Annotated in this window: 16 protein-coding genes; 7 read left to right on the forward strand and 9 right to left on the reverse strand. The window is 63.9% G+C overall.

Translation table 11 applies throughout. From position 1 onward, the window contains the following. Positions 1-21: 21 nt before the first annotated feature. Positions 22-2,670 carry a DNA mismatch repair protein MutS gene (gene mutS, locus FNA46_RS24765; protein WP_246103370.1) on the reverse strand — a complete coding sequence of 883 codons (2,649 nt, stop codon included), beginning with the start codon at positions 2,668-2,670 and terminating at the stop codon, positions 22-24. 194 nt (positions 2,671-2,864) lie between these two features. Here mutS and FNA46_RS24770 point away from each other — a divergent pair, with 194 nt between their 5' ends. Together FNA46_RS24770 and FNA46_RS24775 are read left to right on the forward strand one after the other, a co-directional pair. Next, positions 2,865-5,162 carry an NADP-dependent malic enzyme gene (locus FNA46_RS24770; RefSeq protein ID WP_143127910.1) on the forward strand — a complete coding sequence of 766 codons (2,298 nt, stop codon included), beginning with the start codon at positions 2,865-2,867 and terminating at the stop codon, positions 5,160-5,162. Positions 5,163-5,226: 64 nt separating this feature from the next. Beyond that, complete coding sequence (locus tag FNA46_RS24775; protein WP_143127911.1) at positions 5,227-5,484, forward strand: type II toxin-antitoxin system Phd/YefM family antitoxin; 258 nt, start codon at positions 5,227-5,229, stop codon at positions 5,482-5,484. 89 nt (positions 5,485-5,573) lie between these two features. On the opposite strand, the gene olsB is transcribed toward FNA46_RS24775, so the two are convergent. The 5 genes from olsB to FNA46_RS24800 form a co-directional block, all read right to left on the reverse strand. After that, positions 5,574-6,446: a l-ornithine N(alpha)-acyltransferase gene (olsB, locus tag FNA46_RS24780; protein ID WP_143127912.1), complete on the reverse strand. Its 873-nt coding sequence runs from the start codon at positions 6,444-6,446 to the stop codon at positions 5,574-5,576. 117 nt (positions 6,447-6,563) lie between these two features. Further along, on the reverse strand, positions 6,564-8,528 hold the full coding sequence (locus tag FNA46_RS24785; RefSeq protein ID WP_185969992.1) for a hybrid sensor histidine kinase/response regulator: 1,965 nt from the start codon (positions 8,526-8,528) through the stop codon (positions 6,564-6,566). Between the two features lie 217 nt (positions 8,529-8,745). After that, positions 8,746-9,249: a signal peptidase II gene (gene lspA / locus FNA46_RS24790; protein ID WP_143127914.1), complete on the reverse strand. Its 504-nt coding sequence runs from the start codon at positions 9,247-9,249 to the stop codon at positions 8,746-8,748. Next, positions 9,249-10,115, reverse strand: coding sequence for a TrmH family RNA methyltransferase (locus FNA46_RS24795; protein WP_143127915.1), 867 nt, complete (start codon positions 10,113-10,115; stop codon positions 9,249-9,251). The genes lspA and FNA46_RS24795 overlap by 1 nt, the downstream gene beginning before the upstream one ends. Beyond that, entirely contained in the window at positions 10,112-11,233 is a 1,122-nt protein-coding gene (locus tag FNA46_RS24800; RefSeq protein ID WP_143127916.1) for a class I SAM-dependent methyltransferase, read from the reverse strand. The genes FNA46_RS24795 and FNA46_RS24800 overlap by 4 nt, the downstream gene beginning before the upstream one ends. Before the next feature lie 129 nt (positions 11,234-11,362). Here FNA46_RS24800 and FNA46_RS24805 point away from each other — a divergent pair, with 129 nt between their 5' ends. After that, the gene (locus FNA46_RS24805; RefSeq protein ID WP_143127917.1) at positions 11,363-11,824 is read left to right on the forward strand and encodes an SRPBCC family protein; all 462 of its coding nucleotides are present in this window, start codon (positions 11,363-11,365) and stop codon (positions 11,822-11,824) included. 3 nt (positions 11,825-11,827) lie between these two features. Here FNA46_RS24805 and FNA46_RS24810 read toward each other — a convergent pair whose 3' ends face one another. The 3 genes from FNA46_RS24810 to sppA all read right to left on the reverse strand — a co-directional run bounded on the left by FNA46_RS24810 (position 11,828) and on the right by sppA (position 13,588). Then, positions 11,828-12,175 (reverse strand): lipopolysaccharide assembly protein LapA domain-containing protein, encoded by a 348-nt coding sequence (locus FNA46_RS24810; protein ID WP_143127918.1) that lies wholly within the window; start codon positions 12,173-12,175, stop codon positions 11,828-11,830. A 124-nt stretch (positions 12,176-12,299) separates the two neighbouring features. Next, entirely contained in the window at positions 12,300-12,614 is a 315-nt protein-coding gene (locus FNA46_RS24815) for an integration host factor subunit beta (protein WP_143127919.1), read from the reverse strand. A gap of 26 nt (positions 12,615-12,640) precedes the next feature. Continuing rightward, positions 12,641-13,588 carry a signal peptide peptidase SppA gene (sppA, locus tag FNA46_RS24820; RefSeq protein ID WP_143127920.1) on the reverse strand — a complete coding sequence of 316 codons (948 nt, stop codon included), beginning with the start codon at positions 13,586-13,588 and terminating at the stop codon, positions 12,641-12,643. 222 nt (positions 13,589-13,810) lie between these two features. On the opposite strand from sppA, the gene lptC reads away from it, so the two are divergent. The 4 genes from lptC to rpoN all read left to right on the forward strand — a co-directional run bounded on the left by lptC (position 13,811) and on the right by rpoN (position 17,574). Further along, positions 13,811-14,491: an LPS export ABC transporter periplasmic protein LptC gene (gene lptC, locus FNA46_RS24825; RefSeq protein WP_143127921.1), complete on the forward strand. Its 681-nt coding sequence runs from the start codon at positions 13,811-13,813 to the stop codon at positions 14,489-14,491. Beyond that, complete coding sequence (locus FNA46_RS24830; RefSeq protein ID WP_143127922.1) at positions 14,488-15,054, forward strand: LptA/OstA family protein; 567 nt, start codon at positions 14,488-14,490, stop codon at positions 15,052-15,054. The genes lptC and FNA46_RS24830 overlap by 4 nt, the downstream gene beginning before the upstream one ends. A gap of 20 nt (positions 15,055-15,074) precedes the next feature. Further along, entirely contained in the window at positions 15,075-15,869 is a 795-nt protein-coding gene (gene lptB / locus FNA46_RS24835) for an LPS export ABC transporter ATP-binding protein (protein WP_143127923.1), read from the forward strand. Positions 15,870-16,023: 154 nt separating this feature from the next. Then, positions 16,024-17,574 (forward strand): RNA polymerase factor sigma-54, encoded by a 1,551-nt coding sequence (rpoN, locus tag FNA46_RS24840; protein WP_143127924.1) that lies wholly within the window; start codon positions 16,024-16,026, stop codon positions 17,572-17,574. Positions 17,575-17,720: the final 146 nt, after the last annotated feature.

The following is a 17,720-nucleotide window of genomic DNA, read 5'->3' on the forward strand; positions in this document are numbered from 1 at the left end:
TGGCGGCAGCCAGAGGGGGTCTTACGCCTTGTCCAACTGCTTCTTCAACGCATAGAGCGCATCAAGCGCCTCGCGCGGCGTCATGTCATCGGGGTTGATCGCCTTCAGAGCCTCCTCCACCTTCGACGGACCACGCTTTTCCTGCTCCTTGCGCACCGCGACCTGGAACAGCGGCAGGTCGTCGATCAGCTGGCTTGCCGGGTTCTTGCGGTCGGCGTCCTCCAGCTTGTTCAGAACGTCGCGGGCACGGGAGACGACCGCTTCCGGCAGGCCGGCGAGCTTTGCCACCTGGATGCCGTAGGAGCGATCCGCCGCTCCGGGGCCGACTTCGTGCAGGAAGATGACGTCGCCATCCCATTCCTTGACGCGCATGGTGGCGTTGGAGAGCCGCTTCAGCTTTTCCGAAAGGGCCGTCAGTTCGTGAAAATGGGTGGCGAACAGGCCGCGGCAGCGATTGGCCTCGTGCAGGTGCTCCACGGCCGCCCAGGCGATCGACAGGCCGTCAAAAGTCGCCGTGCCACGGCCGATCTCGTCAAGAATCACCAGCGAGCGGTCGGTCGCCTGATTGAGGATTGCTGCCGTCTCGACCATTTCCACCATGAAGGTCGAGCGGCCCCGCGCCAGATCGTCGGAGGCGCCGACGCGGGAGAACAGCCGATCCACCACGCCGATCTGCGCGAGGCTTGCCGGCACGAAGGAGCCCATCTGCGCAAGAATGGCAATCAACGCATTCTGTCTCAGGAAGGTGGATTTACCGCCCATGTTCGGGCCGGTCAGCAGCCAGAGGGCGCCGAAACCGCCATCGGTGTTGGGCGAGAGGTCACAGTCATTGGCGATGAAGGTGCCGGAGGACTGGCGCCGCAGTGCCTGCTCCACCACCGGATGCCGCCCGCCCTCGATGCGGAACTGCCGCGAGGCATCCACCGCCGGACGGCAGTAGTTCCATTCGTCGGCAAGCAGAGCGAGACCGGCGGCGACATCGATGACGGCGAGCGCTTTGGCACCGGCCTTGATCGCGTCACCCGACGCCAGCACGGCAGACGTCATCTTGTCGAAGGCATCGAGTTCGATGGTGAGCGCCTGGTCGGCGGCGTTGGCGATGCGGCTTTCGAGATCGGCCAGTTCGGTCGTCGTGAAGCGCATGGCATTCGCCATGGTCTGGCGATGGATGAAGCGCGCCTTGGCTTCCGCCGTGTCGGTCATCGGCCCGGCATTGCCCGCCGTCACCTCGATGAAATAGCCGAGCACATTGTTATGCTTGATCTTCAGCGAACGGATACCGGTTTCCTCGGCATATTGCAGCTGCAGCCCGGCAATCACCCGGCGCGACTGGTCGCGCAGCGCCCGCACCTCGTCCAGCTCGGCAAAGGCGCCGTCCCGCACGAAGCCGCCGTCCCGCTTCAGAAGCGGCATCTCGTCGGAAAGGGTCTCCGCCAGCAGCTGCTCCACCGCAAACGGCAGCGCCTGAAGATCGTTCGCCGCCTCCGCCAGTTCCTGGGGCAGCAGCGCGGACGACAAAAGTGCGGCCACCTGCCGGGCGGCGGCAAGCCCCTGACGGATGCAATCGAGGTCGCGCGGGCCGCCACGATCGAGCGCAAGCCGCGACAGCGCACGCGGCATGTCCGGCACATGTTTCAGCGCGGCCCTCAGATCGCCCGAGAGCGACGGCTCATCGAGCAGGAAGGCGACGCTGTCGAGACGGCGATTGATCGTCTCCGGATCGGTGAGCGGCGACATCAGCCGCTCGGAGAGCAGGCGCGCCCCGCCGCCGGTGACGGTGCGGTCGATCGCCTTCAGGAGCGAGCCGTCGCGATCGCCGGAAAGCGTGCGGGTCAGTTCCAGGTTGGCGCGCGTGGCGGGATCGATGAAGAGGGTGGAGGCACCGCTTTCACGCTCCGGGGCACTCAGCGGCGGGCGCTCGGCAATCTGGGTCTTTTCCACATAGGCAACGGCTGCGGCGGCAGCCGCCAGTTCGGCGCGGGAAAAGGTGCCGAAGCCATCCAGCGTGCCGACACCGAAATAGCGGGTGATGCGGCTTTCGGCCGTCGCGCTGTCGAACAGCACGCCGGGCTGCGGCACGGCAATGCGGCCCAGCACATCGAAGGTGGCCTTCAGGTCCGGATCATGGAACACCGTATCCGGCACGATCAGTTCGCGCGGCTCGATGCGCAGGATATCGGCCAGCAGCCGAAGCGGCGTGGTTTCCGCCAGCCGGAACACGCCGGTGGAAATGTCGATCCAGGCCAGCGCCATCTGGGCCTCTGCCCCGCCACGGATGCGGGCCAGCGCCATCAGGTAATTGGATTCCGACGGTGACAGCAGCTTCTCTTCGGTCAGTGTGCCGGGGGTGACGAGGCGCACCACATCGCGCTTGACGACGGATTTGGAGCCGCGCTTCTTGGCTTCCGCCGGATCTTCCACCTGCTCGCAGACGGCAACCCGGTAACCCAGCGAAATCAGCTTCTGCAGATAATCGTCCGCCGCATGGATCGGCACGCCGCACATGGGAATGTCGAAACCCATGTGCTGGCCACGCTTGGTGAGCGTGATGCCAAGCGCCCGGGCGGCCTCCACGGCATCCTCGAAGAACAGCTCGTAGAAATCGCCCATGCGATAGAAGAGCAGCGAATCGGGATTGTTCGCCTTGATCTCGATATACTGTTCCATCATCGGCGTGGCCGAGGCGCGGCTTTCGGCCGAGATCAGTTCGGCAGCATTCAAGGCATCTGATGTAAGGCGTTCCAAGTGCGTTCCGGCCATTTTCTGTTGCGCGGTCTGGCCGGCGACTCTATCGATTATTCCCCCGATAACACAACAGAGCGTGTCCGTGCCTGGCCGGATGCCCACAACATGCTGGAGGAGACATGGTGAAGGACAGCCGCACCCCCGAGGGAGCACCGCGCAAGCGCGCGTCGGTGACGGAACAGGAAGCACTCGATTTTCACAGCACCGGACGCCCGGGCAAGCTGGAAATCATGCCGACCAAGCCGATGGCAACCCAGCGCGACCTGTCGCTTGCCTATTCCCCGGGCGTTGCCGTGCCGGTCAAGGCGATCGCGGCCGATCCGGCCACCGCCTATGACTATACCACACGCGGCAACATGGTGGCGGTTATCTCGAATGGCACGGCCATTCTCGGCCTCGGCAATCTCGGGGCGCTTGCCTCCAAACCGGTGATGGAGGGCAAGTCCGTCCTCTTCAAGCGCTTCGCCGACGTCGATTCCATCGACCTCGAGGTCGATACGGAAAATGTCGACGAGTTCATCAACTGCGTGCGCTATCTCGGCCCCTCCTTCGGCGGCATCAACCTGGAAGACATCAAGGCGCCGGAATGCTTCATCATCGAAAGCCGGCTGCGCGAACTGATGGACATCCCGGTCTTTCATGACGACCAGCACGGCACCGCAATCATCGCCGCCGCCGGCCTGATCAACGCGCTGGAACTGACCGGCCGCGACCTGAAGACGACGAAGCTCGTGTGCAATGGCGCAGGTGCTGCCGCCATCGCCTGCATCGAGCTGATCAAGGCCATGGGCTTCAACCCGGAGAACATCATTCTCTGCGACACCAAGGGCGTGATCTACCAGGGTCGCACCGAGGGCATGAACCAGTGGAAGAGCGCGCATGCGGTGAAGACCGACCGCCGCACGCTGGAAGAGGCGATGAAGGGTGCCGACGTGGTGTTCGGCCTGTCGCAGAAGGGCGCCTTCACCGAAGAGATGATCCGCTCGATGGCGGAACGGCCGATCATCTTCGCCATGGCCAATCCCGACCCGGAAATCACGCCGGAGGAAGTGGCGCGCATCCGTGACGACGCGATCATGGCGACCGGCCGCTCGGACTATCCGAACCAGGTCAACAACGTGCTCGGCTTCCCCTATATCTTCCGCGGCGCACTCGACGTGCGGGCCCGCCAGATCAACGACGCGATGAAGATCGCCGCCGCCGAGGCGCTGGCGAATCTCGCGCGCGAGGACGTGCCGGATGACGTGGCGGCCGCCTATCAGGGCGTTCGCCCGCGCTTCGGGCCGCAATACATCATTCCGGTGCCCTTCGATCCGCGCCTCATCTCGGCCATTCCGGTGGCCGTGGCACGGGCGGCAATCGAAAGCGGCGCGGCACGCCGGGTGATCGCCGATCTCGATGCCTATGGTCGCGAGCTTTCCGCCCGCCGCGACCCGATTGCCGCGACGACGCAAGGGATCTACGAGCAGGTGCGCCGCCGGCCGAAGCGCGTGGTGTTCGCCGAAGCGGAAGAAGAGCAGGTGATGCGCGCCGCCGTGTCCTTCATCGGCCAGGGCCTCGGCACCGCCATCCTGCTTGGCCGCGACGACGTGATCCGCTCCACGGCCGAACGGGCCGGCATCGAACTCGACCGTCCGGGCATCGAGATCGTCAATGCGCGCCTGTCCACCCGCGTCGAAGCCTATGTGGATTATCTCTATGCAAGGCTGCAGCGGGAGGGCTATCTGCAGCGTGACGTACAGCGCCTGATCCACAACGACCGCAACCATTTTGCCGCCTGCATGGTGGCGCTTGGCGATGCCGATGCCATGGTGACGGGCACGACCCGAAACTATGCGACCGCGCTGTCGGATGTGCGCCGCTGTATCGATGCCAAGCCCGGCCACAAGGTGATCGGCGTGTCGATCATCGTCTCGCGCGCCCGCACCGTCTTCGTGGCGGATACGGCCGTGCACGACATGCCGAGCGCCGAGGAACTGGCCGACATCGCCGGCGAGGCCGCGCGTCTGGCGCGCCGCATGGGCTATGAGCCGCGCGTGGCCATGCTCGCCTATTCCACCTTCGGCCAGCCGCGCGGCGAACGGTCGGAGCGGGTACGCGAGGCGGTCAAGATCCTCGACCAGCGCCGCGTGGACTTCGAATATGACGGCGAAATGGGGGCCGACATCGCGCTGAACGCCGCGCGGATGGAGCAGTATCCCTTCTGCCGCCTGTCCGGCACCGCCAATGTGCTGGTGATGCCGGCCATCCATTCGGCGGCAATCTCCACCCGCATGCTGGAGGAACTCGGCGGCACGACGCTGATCGGCCCGCTGCTGGTCGGCCTCGACAAATCGGTGCAGATCACCTCGATGGGCGCCAAGGATACCGACATCGTCAACATGGCGGCCATCGCCGCCTACAATGCCGGCATGTGATCATCCTCGCTGACTTTCTACGGGTGGGCTAAACTTCGCGTGACAGCCCACCCGGGGAGAGCCCATGAAGAGGGTCAGCCTGCAGGAAGCCCATGCGCAACTGTCCCGCCTCGTCGACGAGGCGGCAAACGGCGATGGCTTTGTCATTGCGAAGGACGGCAAGCCGCTGGTGAAGGTGGTTGCCGTCGAAGACGCCCAGAAGCCGAAGCGACGCGTTGGCTTTCTGGACGGCAAATTCCCTGTTCCGGATGATTTTGACAGCCTTCACGCCCTTACACTGACCTCGCCCCCCATCTCAAGGATCCGTTCGACCGGATCCTGATTGCCCGGAGCATCCGGGAGGAGATGATCTGCGCACGGCAGATCGCACGGTCGCGCCGCATGGCGCAGCGGGTCTGACGTCTCTTCGAATCAGCTGGCGAAGCGGCCGGCGTCTGCGCCGTAGTAATTGATGTAGCGACCGGAGATCGATTCGGTCGGCAGCACCACAAGCACGTCGGTGGTATTGAAGGCCTGGTCTACCACAGCGCCGTTGCCGATCATGGCGCCGAGACGCAGATACCCCTTGATCAGCGGCGGCATCGCCATCAGCGCCCGCTTCGGGTTGACGGCCTCCGGCGGCATCAGGTCCATTTCGCGGTAAAGATCGGCACGGGCGCTCGCCGCCCATTCGTCCTTGGCCAGAACCGTGTGATGCAGGAACGACAGCGCCAGCGCATGCTGTTCGGGGCTGACGCCGGGGAAGGAGGCACAGCCGATCATGGCGTGAATGCCGTGGCGTAGCGCATAGGCCCAGTTGCCCTGCCACAGCAGTTCAACAGTGCGCTTGGTGCGATAGTGCGGCAGCACGCAGGACCGGCCAAGCTCCATGAAACGCTTGCCGGCATGGCGTGCGAGAAGCGGCTCGATGTCGAATTCGCAGGCCGTGTAGAAGCCGCCATGCGCCATGGCCACGTCCTGGCGCAGCAGGCGGTAGGTCCCGACGATCTGGTCTTCCGGATCACCGTCGAGCGCCGTATCGACCACAAGAAGATGGTCGCAGATGTCATCGAAGGCATCCACATCGCGCTTGCGGCGCATGGCATCCGGCGGCAGCTGGGCGTGCATTTCCTCAACGAAAACGCGATAGCGCAGCGCCTGGGCGGCATCCACTTCGCGGCCGTTGCGGGCCAATCTGGTCTCTAGCGTGCCGATCCGGCCGAACACATCGCTGCGTACCGGAGCCTGCACGGCAGGTTGTTCGACGCTCAGCGACACATCGCGTTCCAGCAGTTCAAGGGTCATCACATCTCATCCGTCCCAGGAAGTTGATCCCATAGATCACCAAACTGCAACAGGAAAGTGACAAAACATCTACATCACCCCGAAAGCCTTGCCCAGAGGGGATTTGATGCGTGCCAATCACCCCGCCCGGCAGCGGGAGATGACAGCATCCAGCTCGGCCAGCAGGACCTGCGGATCGACAGGCTTCTGCAGCACGCAGCAGGCCCCGCGCGCCAGCATGTCCTGCTGCAGCGCTTCGTTCATATCGCCGCTGAGCACAAGCACTGGCGCTGAGCGTCCCTTGCCGGCGGTGCCGCGTCCGCGCAGGGCTGACAGAACCTCGCCCAGATCCCCGCCCGGCATGTGAATGTCCGAGATGATCACGTCGGGATGGCGCTCGGCCTCGGTTGCACGCTGCAGCGCCGCAAGATCGCTGACATGCTCGACCAGATGGCCTGCCTTGCGCAGGGCGGCGCTGACCATCATGGCGCTGACCGGGTCGTCTTCCGCCAGAAGAACCGAGAGGCGCTTCGTCTCCGGCACGACGGGCTGCGGGCGCATCTCGATGCGCATGTCCTGCGGCAACCGGCCGGCAAGACCGCCCAGCCGTCCGCGCAGCACGTCCACCAGAGACTGTTCGCGCAAGGGCCGGATCAGCCAGGCATCGAAACTGTCCCAGGGCTGGGCCGCGCGCTCCTCGGGACTGACCAGAAGGATGCGGCGCATGGACTGCATGGCGACCGACGAGGCCAGCATGCCGCCGACGCGGTGATCGATGATCACATCGGTAAAGGCCATGCCCTGCCGGGCCAGTTGCGCGATCGTGAATTCGGCCTCCTCCAGCGAGCGGACATGCCGGCACCGGCCGCCAAGCGTCTCGATGGTGGCGCTGGTGGCCGCAGCGGCGGGTCCGGCCGGCGCAATCAGCAGCACCCGCGAGGAGCGCAGCAGCAGCATGCGGTCATTGCCCTCCTTGCCGGAATCCACGAAGCTGGCCGGAAAGCGGATGGTGAAGGTGGTGCCGCGGCCCTTTTCGCTGGCAACAGACAGCGAACCGCCGAATTCGCGCAGGATGCGGGTCGCAATCGACAGGCCAAGGCCGGTGCCGCCACTGCGCTCGCTGGCGGATCCCGCCTGCTCGAACTCGGCAAACACGCGCTGCTGCTCCTCACGCGTCATGCCGGGGCCGGTATCGGCAACGGTAATCACCACGTCACGGCCATCCATGGCCACGCGGGTCAACACCCCGCCCATGCGGGTGAACTTGACGGCATTGCCGATGACATTGAAAAGAACCTGACGCAGCCGCGCCGGATCGAAGTCCATGAGGGTCGGCACATCGAAGGCAACCGTCGCGCCGATCTCGATCGACTTCTCGTGGGCGCGCGGCGCCAGCATCTCCACCACGCTTTCCAGCAGCTGGCGCAGGTTTTCCGCGCGGCTGTTGAGACGGAAGCGACCCGCCTGCAGCGTGGCATAATCCAGGAGGTCATCGACCAGCTGGGCCATGGCAAGGCCCGCCTGATGGACACCGTTGATGTAGTTCTTCTGCTCAAGCGTCAGGCTGGTCTGCTCCAGCAGGTGGCTCATGCCGAGAATGCCGGTCAGCGGCGTGCGCAGTTCGTGCACGACCGTTGCCATGTGCCGGGTCTTGGCAAGGCTCTCCTCTTCGGCATGCAGCCGGGCTTCCTCGCGCTGCTGGCCCGCCGCGCGTTCGACGGTCACGTCGCGCGCCACGCTGAACACCCAGACATCGCGGGAAGTCTCGCTCTCCACGACCCGGTCCTGCCACCAGAGAACGAGCATGCCCTGCGGTGTCAGCACCTCGATATCCTTGGGCTGCACCAGCGGTTCGTGTGGCAGGCCGATCCCAACTTCCTCGGGCATGCAGCCCTCGGCAATGGCGGGGGCAATCATGCGGGCCAGCGTTCGGTTTGCCAGGAGAATGCGGCCATTGAGCGCGCGCACCAGCGCCGGTGCGGAAAACAGATCCTGGCTCTCAAGGAAGCTTCGGGCGAGCGCCTCCATCGCCACGGCACGCTGACCGGAGGAGGGCAAGTCCGCCTTCGGGATCGCTTCGCCGGCTGTCACCAGATGTTCCATGGCCCCCCAAGGCTCCGCAATGCATGCCCAGACAATGACTCGCCACCTCAGCCGCGCCACGGCCTCGCCGGTCTGACCTCCACCGCGCCCGCCCAGGCCCGGCTCCATTCAACGGCAGGATGAAGAAGGTCCGCCTTGCAGATCGGCATTGGCACAGTCGCACGGCTCTCCTTAGCACGTGTTTCCTTCCCAATGCTTTACGCCTCAAGGGTAGAATTTACGCCTGCCTGCGTCCAGACCCTAGAATTTCGTCCAGTATCACGCAACCCGCGCCAATCGTAATGAAAGAATCGGCAAGGTTGAAGACAGCGAAAGACCAAGTCTGTGTATAGAAAAGCAGATAATCAATGACGTGACCGTAGATGAAACGGTCCAGAATGTTCCCAAGCGCGCCAGCAATGATGAGAGCAAAGCCCGTATGCGCGAAGGTCCGGTCCTTGGGCGTGCGCTGCCACAGCCACAGCACGAAGGCGACGATGACGAGGCGCATCGTCACGATGAACCAGCCCTCCATGTCGGACAGCATCGAGAAGGCAACGCCGAGATTGTAGGTGCGGTAGAGCGCGAAAAAGGGCAGCACATGCACCGCCTCCTGCAGCGGCAGCAACGCCTCCACCGCGATCTTGATGACCTGGTCGAGCAGGACGGCGGCACATACGAAGACAAGGATCGGCACCGGACGTGACAGAAGCGTCGGCTTGGTCTCAACGGTCTCGGGCATCAGGCCTCCAGGCTCAGGAGATGGCGGCGCGCCTCGAACAGCATGACCGCTGTTGCGACCGCGAGATTGAGCGAATCCGCCAGGCCCTGCTGCGGAATGCGGGCGAGGCGGTCGGCGGCATTGGCCAGTTGCTCCGGCAGGCCCGATTGCTCGTTGCCCATCAGCAGGATGGTGGGCTTCGCCCTGTAATCGATGGTGCGATAGTCCACGGCACCCGCCAGATGCGTTGCCACCACCTGCGCGCCGGACTGGCGGCTGAAGGCAAGGAAATCCGTCACCGGCACCCGGTAGAGCGGCATGGCAAAGATGGAGCCCATGGTGGCCCGCACCGTTTCCAGCGAAAACGGATCGGTGCACTCGCCGACCAGGATCACGCCGGACGCTCCCGCCGCATCGGCGGTGCGGATGATGGTGCCGAGATTGCCGGGATCGCGCACCCGGTCGAGCGCCACGAAGGTCTGGTTCTTCTCCGGCACCAGATGATCGAGGCGCTGCCATTGCTGCTCGAAGATGCCGACCACCATCTGCGGATTGTCGCGCCGGGTGACGGAGGAAAGCACTTTCTCGCTGACTTCCAGCACCAGCCCGCCGCGCGCCACGGTCTTTGCCGCCACCTGCTCCACCAGCGGCTTGCCTTTGGCGGCCTTGGCATAGACCAGCGTGCGGATGCTCCAGCCAAGTTCCAGTGCATCGATGACGAGCTTCAGTCCCTCGGCCATGAAGGTACCGCTTTCCTCGCGGTCCTTCTTGTTGGTCAGCGCCTTGATATCCTTGATGATCGGGTTGGACAGGCTGGTGACTTCCTTCACCTGCCCGACGCGGCCCGATCCGAAGCGGGCGCCCGTCTTGAAATCGTCGTCTCTCATGCGCGCACCCATCGGCTGAACAGGGAAGTGGAAAGCGCCCGGCCATGGCTCTTGCCATCGAGCCCCGCCTCGCGAATGACCAGCTCGCCGGATTCGACCACGCCACCGGCACCACGCATCGTCTCGCGCATCAGCTCATGGATCGAATAGAAGCTGGCCCGGATGGAATAGGCGGTCAGAACCAGGCCGATCGCATCAGGCGACAGGATTTCGCGGCAGACATCCAGCATCAGCGGCAGCTGCTCGAACAGGTGGAAGACCTCGCCATTCGGACCACGCCCGAATTTCGGCGGGTCGGCCAGAATGATGTCATAGCGGTTGCCACGGCGCTCCTCGCGCAGGATGAACTTCATGGCGTCCTCGCAGATCCAGCGGATCGGCGCACGCTCCAGCCGCGACAGCGCCTGGTTTTCCCTGGCCCAGCCGATCGCCTTCTTGGAGGCATCGACATGCGTCACTTCTGCGCCGGCAGCGGCGGCCACCAGCGAGGCAACCCCGGTATAGCCGAACAGGTTCAGCACCCGGATCGGGCGGCCGGCGCGTTCAGCTTGGGCTTTGACCCAGGACCAGTGGACGATCTGTTCCGGAAACACACCGACATGGCGAAAGGCGGTGAAGCGACCGAGAAAATCGACGTCGAGCAGCGACAGCGGCCAGGTTTCGCCAAGGGCGACCTTCGGAAACCGCCAGCGGCCCATGCCGTCCTCGTCCGTATCGCCGGTGAAGATGGCATCCGCCCCCTCCCAGACATGCGGGGCAAGTGACGGCTGCCACAGCGCCTGCGCTTCCGGCCGCACGATTCTGTAGGGACCGTATTGTTCGAGTTTCAGCCCTTGGCCGCTGTCGATCAGGTGAAAGTCGCCCGCGCCCGTCGATTCGAGAATCACCGGAACGCGCTCGGCGGGCCGTTCGCCGCTGCGCCGGATCAGCGGACGCGTTTCGGCAGCGGGCGCGGCTGCGGCATCCTGGCGCGCAGCCTTGGCCGGCGTCTCGTTCCTTGCCGGCTTCTCGGCTCTCACCGGCTTTCCACGCGGGCGCTCGTCGTGGCGCTCGCGGCGCGGCCCCTCGCCCTTGGTCTTCTGGGAGCGCGGCTCGCGCCGCTCAAATGTCTTCTTCAAAGCGTCTTGTCCGCTGCTGGCAGGTCGTGCCGAGCAAATAGCACTGGTCTGCCCCTTGGCAAAGCGCTTTCCCCTCTGCGATACAGGGAGTTGAAGGGTCTTGATGGGAGCAGACCCCGGGAGGACATGATGGATATCAATGGAGAAGAGCGCATCGCCGCGCCAAGGTCGGTCGTCTGGGCAGCCCTGAACGATCCGGAGATCCTGCGCCAGTGCATTCCAGGCTGTCAGTCGCTGGAACAGCGATCGCCCACAGAACTGGCCGCGACGGTGAAGGTGAAGATCGGCCCGGTATCGGCCAGCTTCAGCGGCGAGGTCACCCTCTCGGATATGATACCTCCGGAAAGCTATCGCATCGCCGGCGAGGGGAAGGGCGGCATTGCCGGCTTCGCCAAGGGCTTTGCCGATGTCGCTCTGACAGAAGATGGCAACGAGACGATCCTGCGCTACAACGTGGATGCACAGGTCGGCGGCAAGCTCGCACAGCTCGGATCACGGCTGATCGGTTCGACCTCGCAGAAACTCGCCCAGCAGTTTTTCGCCAGCTTCAATGCGGTCGTCGGTGCCGGCAACGCCACGACAGATGCCTGAGCATCATCCCTTGGCGGGCGGCAGCATGGATGCGCCCGTCAACGGCGGCTGCGGCTTTGCAGAAGCCGGAGCATCCCGAAGTTTCATCGCCGCGCGGGCTTCCTGACGCGCCAGACGGCGATGTTTGCCCTGGGCAATCCAGGTCACCAGCGAGCCGAGGAGCATTCCGAACAGAACAGCGAGGAACAGGAACAGAAAGAAGGGGGCGCTCACCGACAGGACCGAATCATCCGGCTGAAAGGGATTCAGCGCCAACGTTACCGTCTGACGGTTGGTTACGCACAGCACGATCAGAATGATCGCGATCGGCACGAAAACCACCAGACTGACGATCTTCTTCACCCGGTTCATCGGCGGCTCCCGGCTCTTGTCTCATCCAATGCGCCGCGTAGGCAGCGCGCGTTGTCAGGCGATGATAGGGCCTGTCGCGGCGCTTTCAAGGCAGGCGCGACAGAGGCAAAGAAGGACGAGCCGCTCAGTCGGCGTCTTCGTCACTATCGTCATCGGCAAGGTCGGGGTTCAGCCGCTCGCGCAATTCCTTGCCCGTCTTGAAGAAGGGCACCCACTTTTCCTCCACGAACACGGTTTCTCCGGTGCGGGGGTTGCGGCCCGAGCGTGAGGGACGGTTCTTCACGGAAAAAGCGCCGAAGCCGCGCAGCTCGACCCGGTTGCCGGCGGCCAGTGCATCGGTGATTTCGTCCAGAACGGCGTTGACGATGTTTTCCACGTCGCGATGATAAAGGTGCGGGTTACGCGCCGCGACGATCTGCACCAGTTCCGACTTGATCACGACTTCCCCCTGAAAGGATTAGGTTTTCACTCGCCGCCAACCTGCCAAACCGAGACCAGACCGTCAAGGAACAACTTGGAAACACCGGTCGCGCCGAGCGTTTCCTGCGCCGCACCGACATCGAGACCCATCAGGCGGGCCACATGCAGTGCCGAGGCGAGCGACAGAAGGCCGCGATCATCCTTGCGCTTCCAGTCGACGATGGGAAGGTTCTCTGCAACACCGCGTCCGGCGAGATAATGACGGATCTGCGGAAGGCCGCCCAGTTCGTCGACGAGCTTGAGCTTCACAGCCTGCCGCCCGGTATAGATGCGTCCGTCAGCCAGCTTCAGCGCCTCTTCGCGCGAAAGCTTGCGGCGATCGGCAACGAGATCGACGAACCAGTCATAGCTGTCCATCACCATGGCGCGAATCACGGCTTTCGCCTCGTCGCTGGCCGGATGGAAGGGCGAAGGCTCGGCCTTCAGAGGGGCGGACTTGATCTCTTCCAGCGATACGCCGAGCTTTTCCAGAAGCGGCTGCAACTGCGGATACTGGAAGATGACGCCGATCGATCCCGTGATGGAGCTTTCGCCCGCCACGATGGTATCGCCGGCAGAGGCGATCATGTAGCCGGCGGAGGCCGCAAGCGTGCGGATGTCGGAGACGACGGGCTTCTTCTCCGCCACCGCGCGCAGTGCCTTGAAGATGCGCTCGCCGCCATAGGTCGTGCCGCCGGGGGAGGAAATCGAGACGATCAGCGCCTTCACCTGGCTGTTCTTGGCAATCCTGTCCAGCCGGTCGATCAGTTCGTCGTCGTCGGTGATCATGCCGGAAATCTCGATGCGCGCCACGTGCGGCGTTGCCGCGCCATCCGGCGCCACGTAGCGATACAGCGAAAAGCCGATGGCGATCACGAGCAGCACGGCCGCCACACGCCAGAAGGTCAGCTTGCGCCGCAACTGGCGCCGGTCTGCGATTGCCTGTGTATCCATCGATGTCCTCACCTTCTGTCCCCTTCGGGACCTCGCTTCCCCTTGCGGGGTCGATTCGCTGGCCTTGATCCTGCCATGTCAGAACAGGGGGTTTACACGAAATTGTGTCGGTCGTTATTGTTTGTTGATGGATTAAAGCCATATTGGAGGTGGAGGAAGCCTGCCCGCAGGCTCCCGTCAGGCTTGCGCGAGATGTTTTGCGCAAGGATTCAAAAGGTTTCAATGCTTCAGACCACCACACACGTGCAGGATATCGCGCTCAACGAGCGACGCGCCGCCGCCTATCGGTCGGCGCTTGCCCACTCGCGCCGTGTTCAGCGCCTGCGCGTCCTGCTTCCGGTCACCGCCGCCGTGATTTCGGCGGCCTTCATCGGGGTTTCCTTCGTGCGCGCCTATCTGCCGGAAAACCTGACGATCCAGAGCGCCACGATCGAGGACGGCAAGATCGTCATGGAAAGCCCCGCCATGGCCGGGCGCAATGCAAAGGGCATCAGCTATTCACTCACCGCCACGCGCGCGCTCCAGGACGTCGCCAAGCCCGACATGATCGAGCTTGAGAACGTCAAGGCCGCCGTGCCGCTGAATGCCGACGTGATTGCCCGCGTGGTGGCGAGCGCGGGCCTGTTCGACCGTTCGGCCGACAGGCTGAACATGACCCATCCCTTCACCGTCAATCTCAGCAACGGCATCAGCGCCGAATTCCAGTCTGCCTTCATCGACGTGCCGCAGAGCATGATGGAATCGAACACGCCGGTGCGGATTACAACCGACAAGGCGTCGATTGTTGCACAGTCGATGAAGATGTCGGATAAGGGACATACCATTACCTTCGCGGGTCAGGTCCAGGTCAATCTGGCGGGCGCCGCACTCCGCAACCAAGGCAAACCGAGCCCGGCCCCATGACCCTTCGCCGCCCTACCGCACGTCTCTCCGCAACCCGGCTGATCACCGGCCTCGCGCTTGTCTGTCTCGCCACCGGCGCCGCAGCCCAGAGCACCACGAAAAAGATGGATGGCATGAAGCTGTCCAACGACCAGCCCATCCAGATCCAGAGCGATCAGCTGCAGATCAAGGACGAGGAAAAGAAGGCCTATTTCACCGGCAATGTGCAGGTGGTGCAGGGCGCGACGACCATGCATTCCGGCACCATGACGGTGCTCTACAAGGGTGAAGGCACCACGGTTTCGAGCGGCCAGACCGATATCGACAAGATCTTCATGGATGACAAGGTCGTGCTGACCTCCGGTACCCAGCAGGCCAGCGCCGACAATGGCGTCTTCGATATGGCAAGCCAGACCTTCGTGCTGACCGGCAAGCAGGTGGTGCTGTCCGATGGTCCCAACGTCTTCCGCGGCTGCAAGCTGACGGTGCACATGGAGACCGGCGAAGCCAAGCTGGATGCCTGCGGTGGCCGCGTCGAGATCATGCTCGATCCGAAGTCGCGCCCGCAGCAGCCGAAGCAGTAGAAACGAGACCGAACGGCCCGATGTCCCTGTTTTCCCGGCGTCCCAAGAAGGACGCATCCGACGTCTTCGATCCCAGCGACAAGGCGCGCTATGAAGGCACGCTGATCGCCCACAACCTGTCGAAGACCTACGACACGCGTCGTGTCGTCAACGGCGTGTCGATGGTCGTCCGCCGTGGCGAAGCCGTCGGCCTGCTGGGGCCGAACGGCGCCGGCAAGACCACCTGTTTCTACATGATCACAGGCCTTGTAGGCGTTGACGAGGGCATGATCGCCATCGACGGCAATGACGTGACCCGCATGCCGATGTATCGCCGTGCCCGCCTTGGCGTCGGATACCTGCCGCAGGAAGCCTCGATCTTTCGCGGACTGACGGTCGAGCAGAACATCCGCGCCGTGCTGGAAGTGCATGAACGCGATACCGCAAAGAGGGAACGCAAGCTCGACGAGCTTCTGGAGGAATTCCACATCAGCCGGCTGCGCAAGTCGCCGGCGGTGGCGCTGTCCGGCGGCGAACGCCGTCGTCTGGAAATCGCCCGCGCACTCGCCACCGATCCGGCCTTCATGCTGCTCGACGAGCCCTTTGCCGGCGTCGACCCGATCTCGGTATCGGACATTCAAAACCTTGTGCGTCACTTGACGGCGCGCGGCATTGGCGTTCTGATTACGGACCATAACGTGCGGGAAACGCTTGGCCTCATCGATCGCGCCTACATTATCCATGCGGGCGAGGTTCTGACGCATGGCCGGGCTGACGACATCGTCAACAATGCCGATGTCCGCCGCCTGTATCTCGGTGACAAGTTCAGTCTCTGACACAAACCTGACAAGAAATTCTCCCGCAGCCCGCCGGGGCGCTTGACCAAAACTCCTAAAAAAGCAATTTTTGGGCCAAGTGCTCCTCGCGGCACCCGTTCCCAGCAAAAGAAGGGTGCGCGACGGAGGATCTGTAGGGAGTTCAGCGTCCATCATGGCATTGTCAGCCAGCCTCGTCCTGCGCCAGAGCCAATCCCTTGTGATGACGCCGCAGCTGATGCAGTCCATCCAGCTGCTGCAGATGACACATCTTGAGCTCAACACCTTCCTGGCCCAGGAAGTGGAAAAGAATCCGCTGCTGGAATTTGCGTCAAATGACGGCGAAACAGGCAGCGACGGCACCGATTCCGGCGAAGCCTATGGCGATGGGCCGGCAGGCGCCGAAGGCCCGGACCAGACCGGCGACGGCGGCGACTGGTTCGACAACGGCTCGGCCCAGCCCGACCAGCTCAACGAGCGGCTGGGCGCCGATTTCGAGAACGTCTTCCAGGATGATGGCGCGGAGCGCCGGCCCGATGCGCCGGAGCTGATGAGCCAGTGGAAGTCGATGCCCGGCGGCGAGGCCGGTGAAAGCTTCGATCTCGATGATTTTGTTGCGGGCGAAGTGACGCTGAAGGACCACCTGACACGCCAGGCGCCCTTTGTGCTCACCGGCGCGGTTGCACAGCTGATTGGCCAGCATCTGATCGACCAGCTGGACGAGAACGGCTACCTGCAGGGCGATCTCGACGAGACGGCCGAGCGGCTCGGAACCGATCGCGCCACGGTGGAAGCGACGCTCTCGGCGCTCCAGACGCTCGATCCCCCCGGCGTCTTCGCCCGCTCGCTCAGCGAATGCCTGGCGATCCAGCTTGCCCAGAAGGATCGCCTCGATCCGGCCATGCAGGCGCTGCTCTCCCATCTCGAGCTGCTGGCCAAGCGGGATTTCGCCAGCCTGCGCAAGATCTGCGGCGTGGATGACGAGGATCTGCTCGACATGATGGGCGAGATCCGGGCCCTCAATCCGCGCCCGGGCAGCGGCTTCCAGACCGGCGTTTCCGAGGCGATCCTGCCGGACATCGTGGTGCGGGAAGGCAGCGATGGGGGCTGGCTGGTGGAGCTGAACCCCGACGCACTGCCACGCGTGCTTGTCAACCAGACCTATTTCCAGGCGGTGTCGAAGGCAGCCCCGCGCGGCAGCGAGGACCAGGCCTTCCTCTCCGAATGCCTGCAGACTGCCAACTGGCTGACGCGCAGCCTTGACCAGCGCGCCCGCACCATCCTCAAGGTCGCGACCGAAATCGTACGCCAGCAGGACGCATTCCTGCGCCACGGCGTCGATCATTTGCGTCCGCTCAACCTGAAAACTGTGGCCGATGCGATCAAGATGCACGAATCGACCGTCAGTCGTGTCACCTCGAACAAGTACATGCTGACCCCGCGGGGCCTGTTCGAGCTGAAATACTTCTTCACGGTGTCCATCAGCTCGGCCGAGGGCGGCGACAGCCATTCGGCGGAAGCGGTGCGCCATCGCATCCGCATGCTGATCGAGAAGGAATCACCCGATGCGGTGCTCTCCGACGACGACATCGTGCTCAGCCTCAAGAACGGCGGCGTGGAACTGGCGCGGCGCACCGTCGCCAAGTATCGCGAGGCGATGAACATCCCCTCCTCCGTCCAGCGGCGGCGCGAAAAGCGGGCGCTGGCCAAGCTCGCCGCCTGCTGAGGGCGCGACGAATCACCCCAGACTTTGGTTGCATGGACAGGGCGTCATCGATGCATTTGCGCCCGTCGGGCGATTCGCCTGCGATCACGTTCCGCAGCGAAACCCCGATCATCGTTGACTTTGGCGGCCCCTGCGGCTAGAAGCGC

This window comes from Affinirhizobium straminoryzae, assembly GCF_007004135.1.
Lineage (GTDB): Bacteria > Pseudomonadota > Alphaproteobacteria > Rhizobiales > Rhizobiaceae > Neorhizobium > Neorhizobium straminoryzae.

Bases quoted from the DNA above. Each gene is read 5' to 3' on its own strand.
- mutS (WP_246103370.1), bottom strand. From the start codon at position 2,670: ATGATGGAACAGTATATCGAGATCAAGGCGAACAATCCCGATTCGCTG.
- FNA46_RS24770 (WP_143127910.1), top strand. From the start codon at position 2,865: ATGGTGAAGGACAGCCGCACCCCCGAGGGAGCACCGCGCAAGCGCGCG.
- FNA46_RS24775 (WP_143127911.1), top strand. From the start codon at position 5,227: ATGAAGAGGGTCAGCCTGCAGGAAGCCCATGCGCAACTGTCCCGCCTC.
- olsB (WP_143127912.1), bottom strand. From the start codon at position 6,446: ATGACCCTTGAACTGCTGGAACGCGATGTGTCGCTGAGCGTCGAACAA.
- FNA46_RS24785 (WP_185969992.1), bottom strand. From the start codon at position 8,528: ATGGAACATCTGGTGACAGCCGGCGAAGCGATCCCGAAGGCGGACTTG.
- lspA (WP_143127914.1), bottom strand. From the start codon at position 9,249: ATGCCCGAGACCGTTGAGACCAAGCCGACGCTTCTGTCACGTCCGGTG.
- FNA46_RS24795 (WP_143127915.1), bottom strand. From the start codon at position 10,115: ATGAGAGACGACGATTTCAAGACGGGCGCCCGCTTCGGATCGGGCCGC.
- FNA46_RS24805 (WP_143127917.1), top strand. From the start codon at position 11,363: ATGGATATCAATGGAGAAGAGCGCATCGCCGCGCCAAGGTCGGTCGTC.
- FNA46_RS24810 (WP_143127918.1), bottom strand. From the start codon at position 12,175: ATGAACCGGGTGAAGAAGATCGTCAGTCTGGTGGTTTTCGTGCCGATC.
- sppA (WP_143127920.1), bottom strand. From the start codon at position 13,588: ATGGATACACAGGCAATCGCAGACCGGCGCCAGTTGCGGCGCAAGCTG.
- lptC (WP_143127921.1), top strand. From the start codon at position 13,811: ATGCTTCAGACCACCACACACGTGCAGGATATCGCGCTCAACGAGCGA.
- FNA46_RS24830 (WP_143127922.1), top strand. From the start codon at position 14,488: ATGACCCTTCGCCGCCCTACCGCACGTCTCTCCGCAACCCGGCTGATC.
- lptB (WP_143127923.1), top strand. From the start codon at position 15,075: ATGTCCCTGTTTTCCCGGCGTCCCAAGAAGGACGCATCCGACGTCTTC.
- rpoN (WP_143127924.1), top strand. From the start codon at position 16,024: ATGGCATTGTCAGCCAGCCTCGTCCTGCGCCAGAGCCAATCCCTTGTG.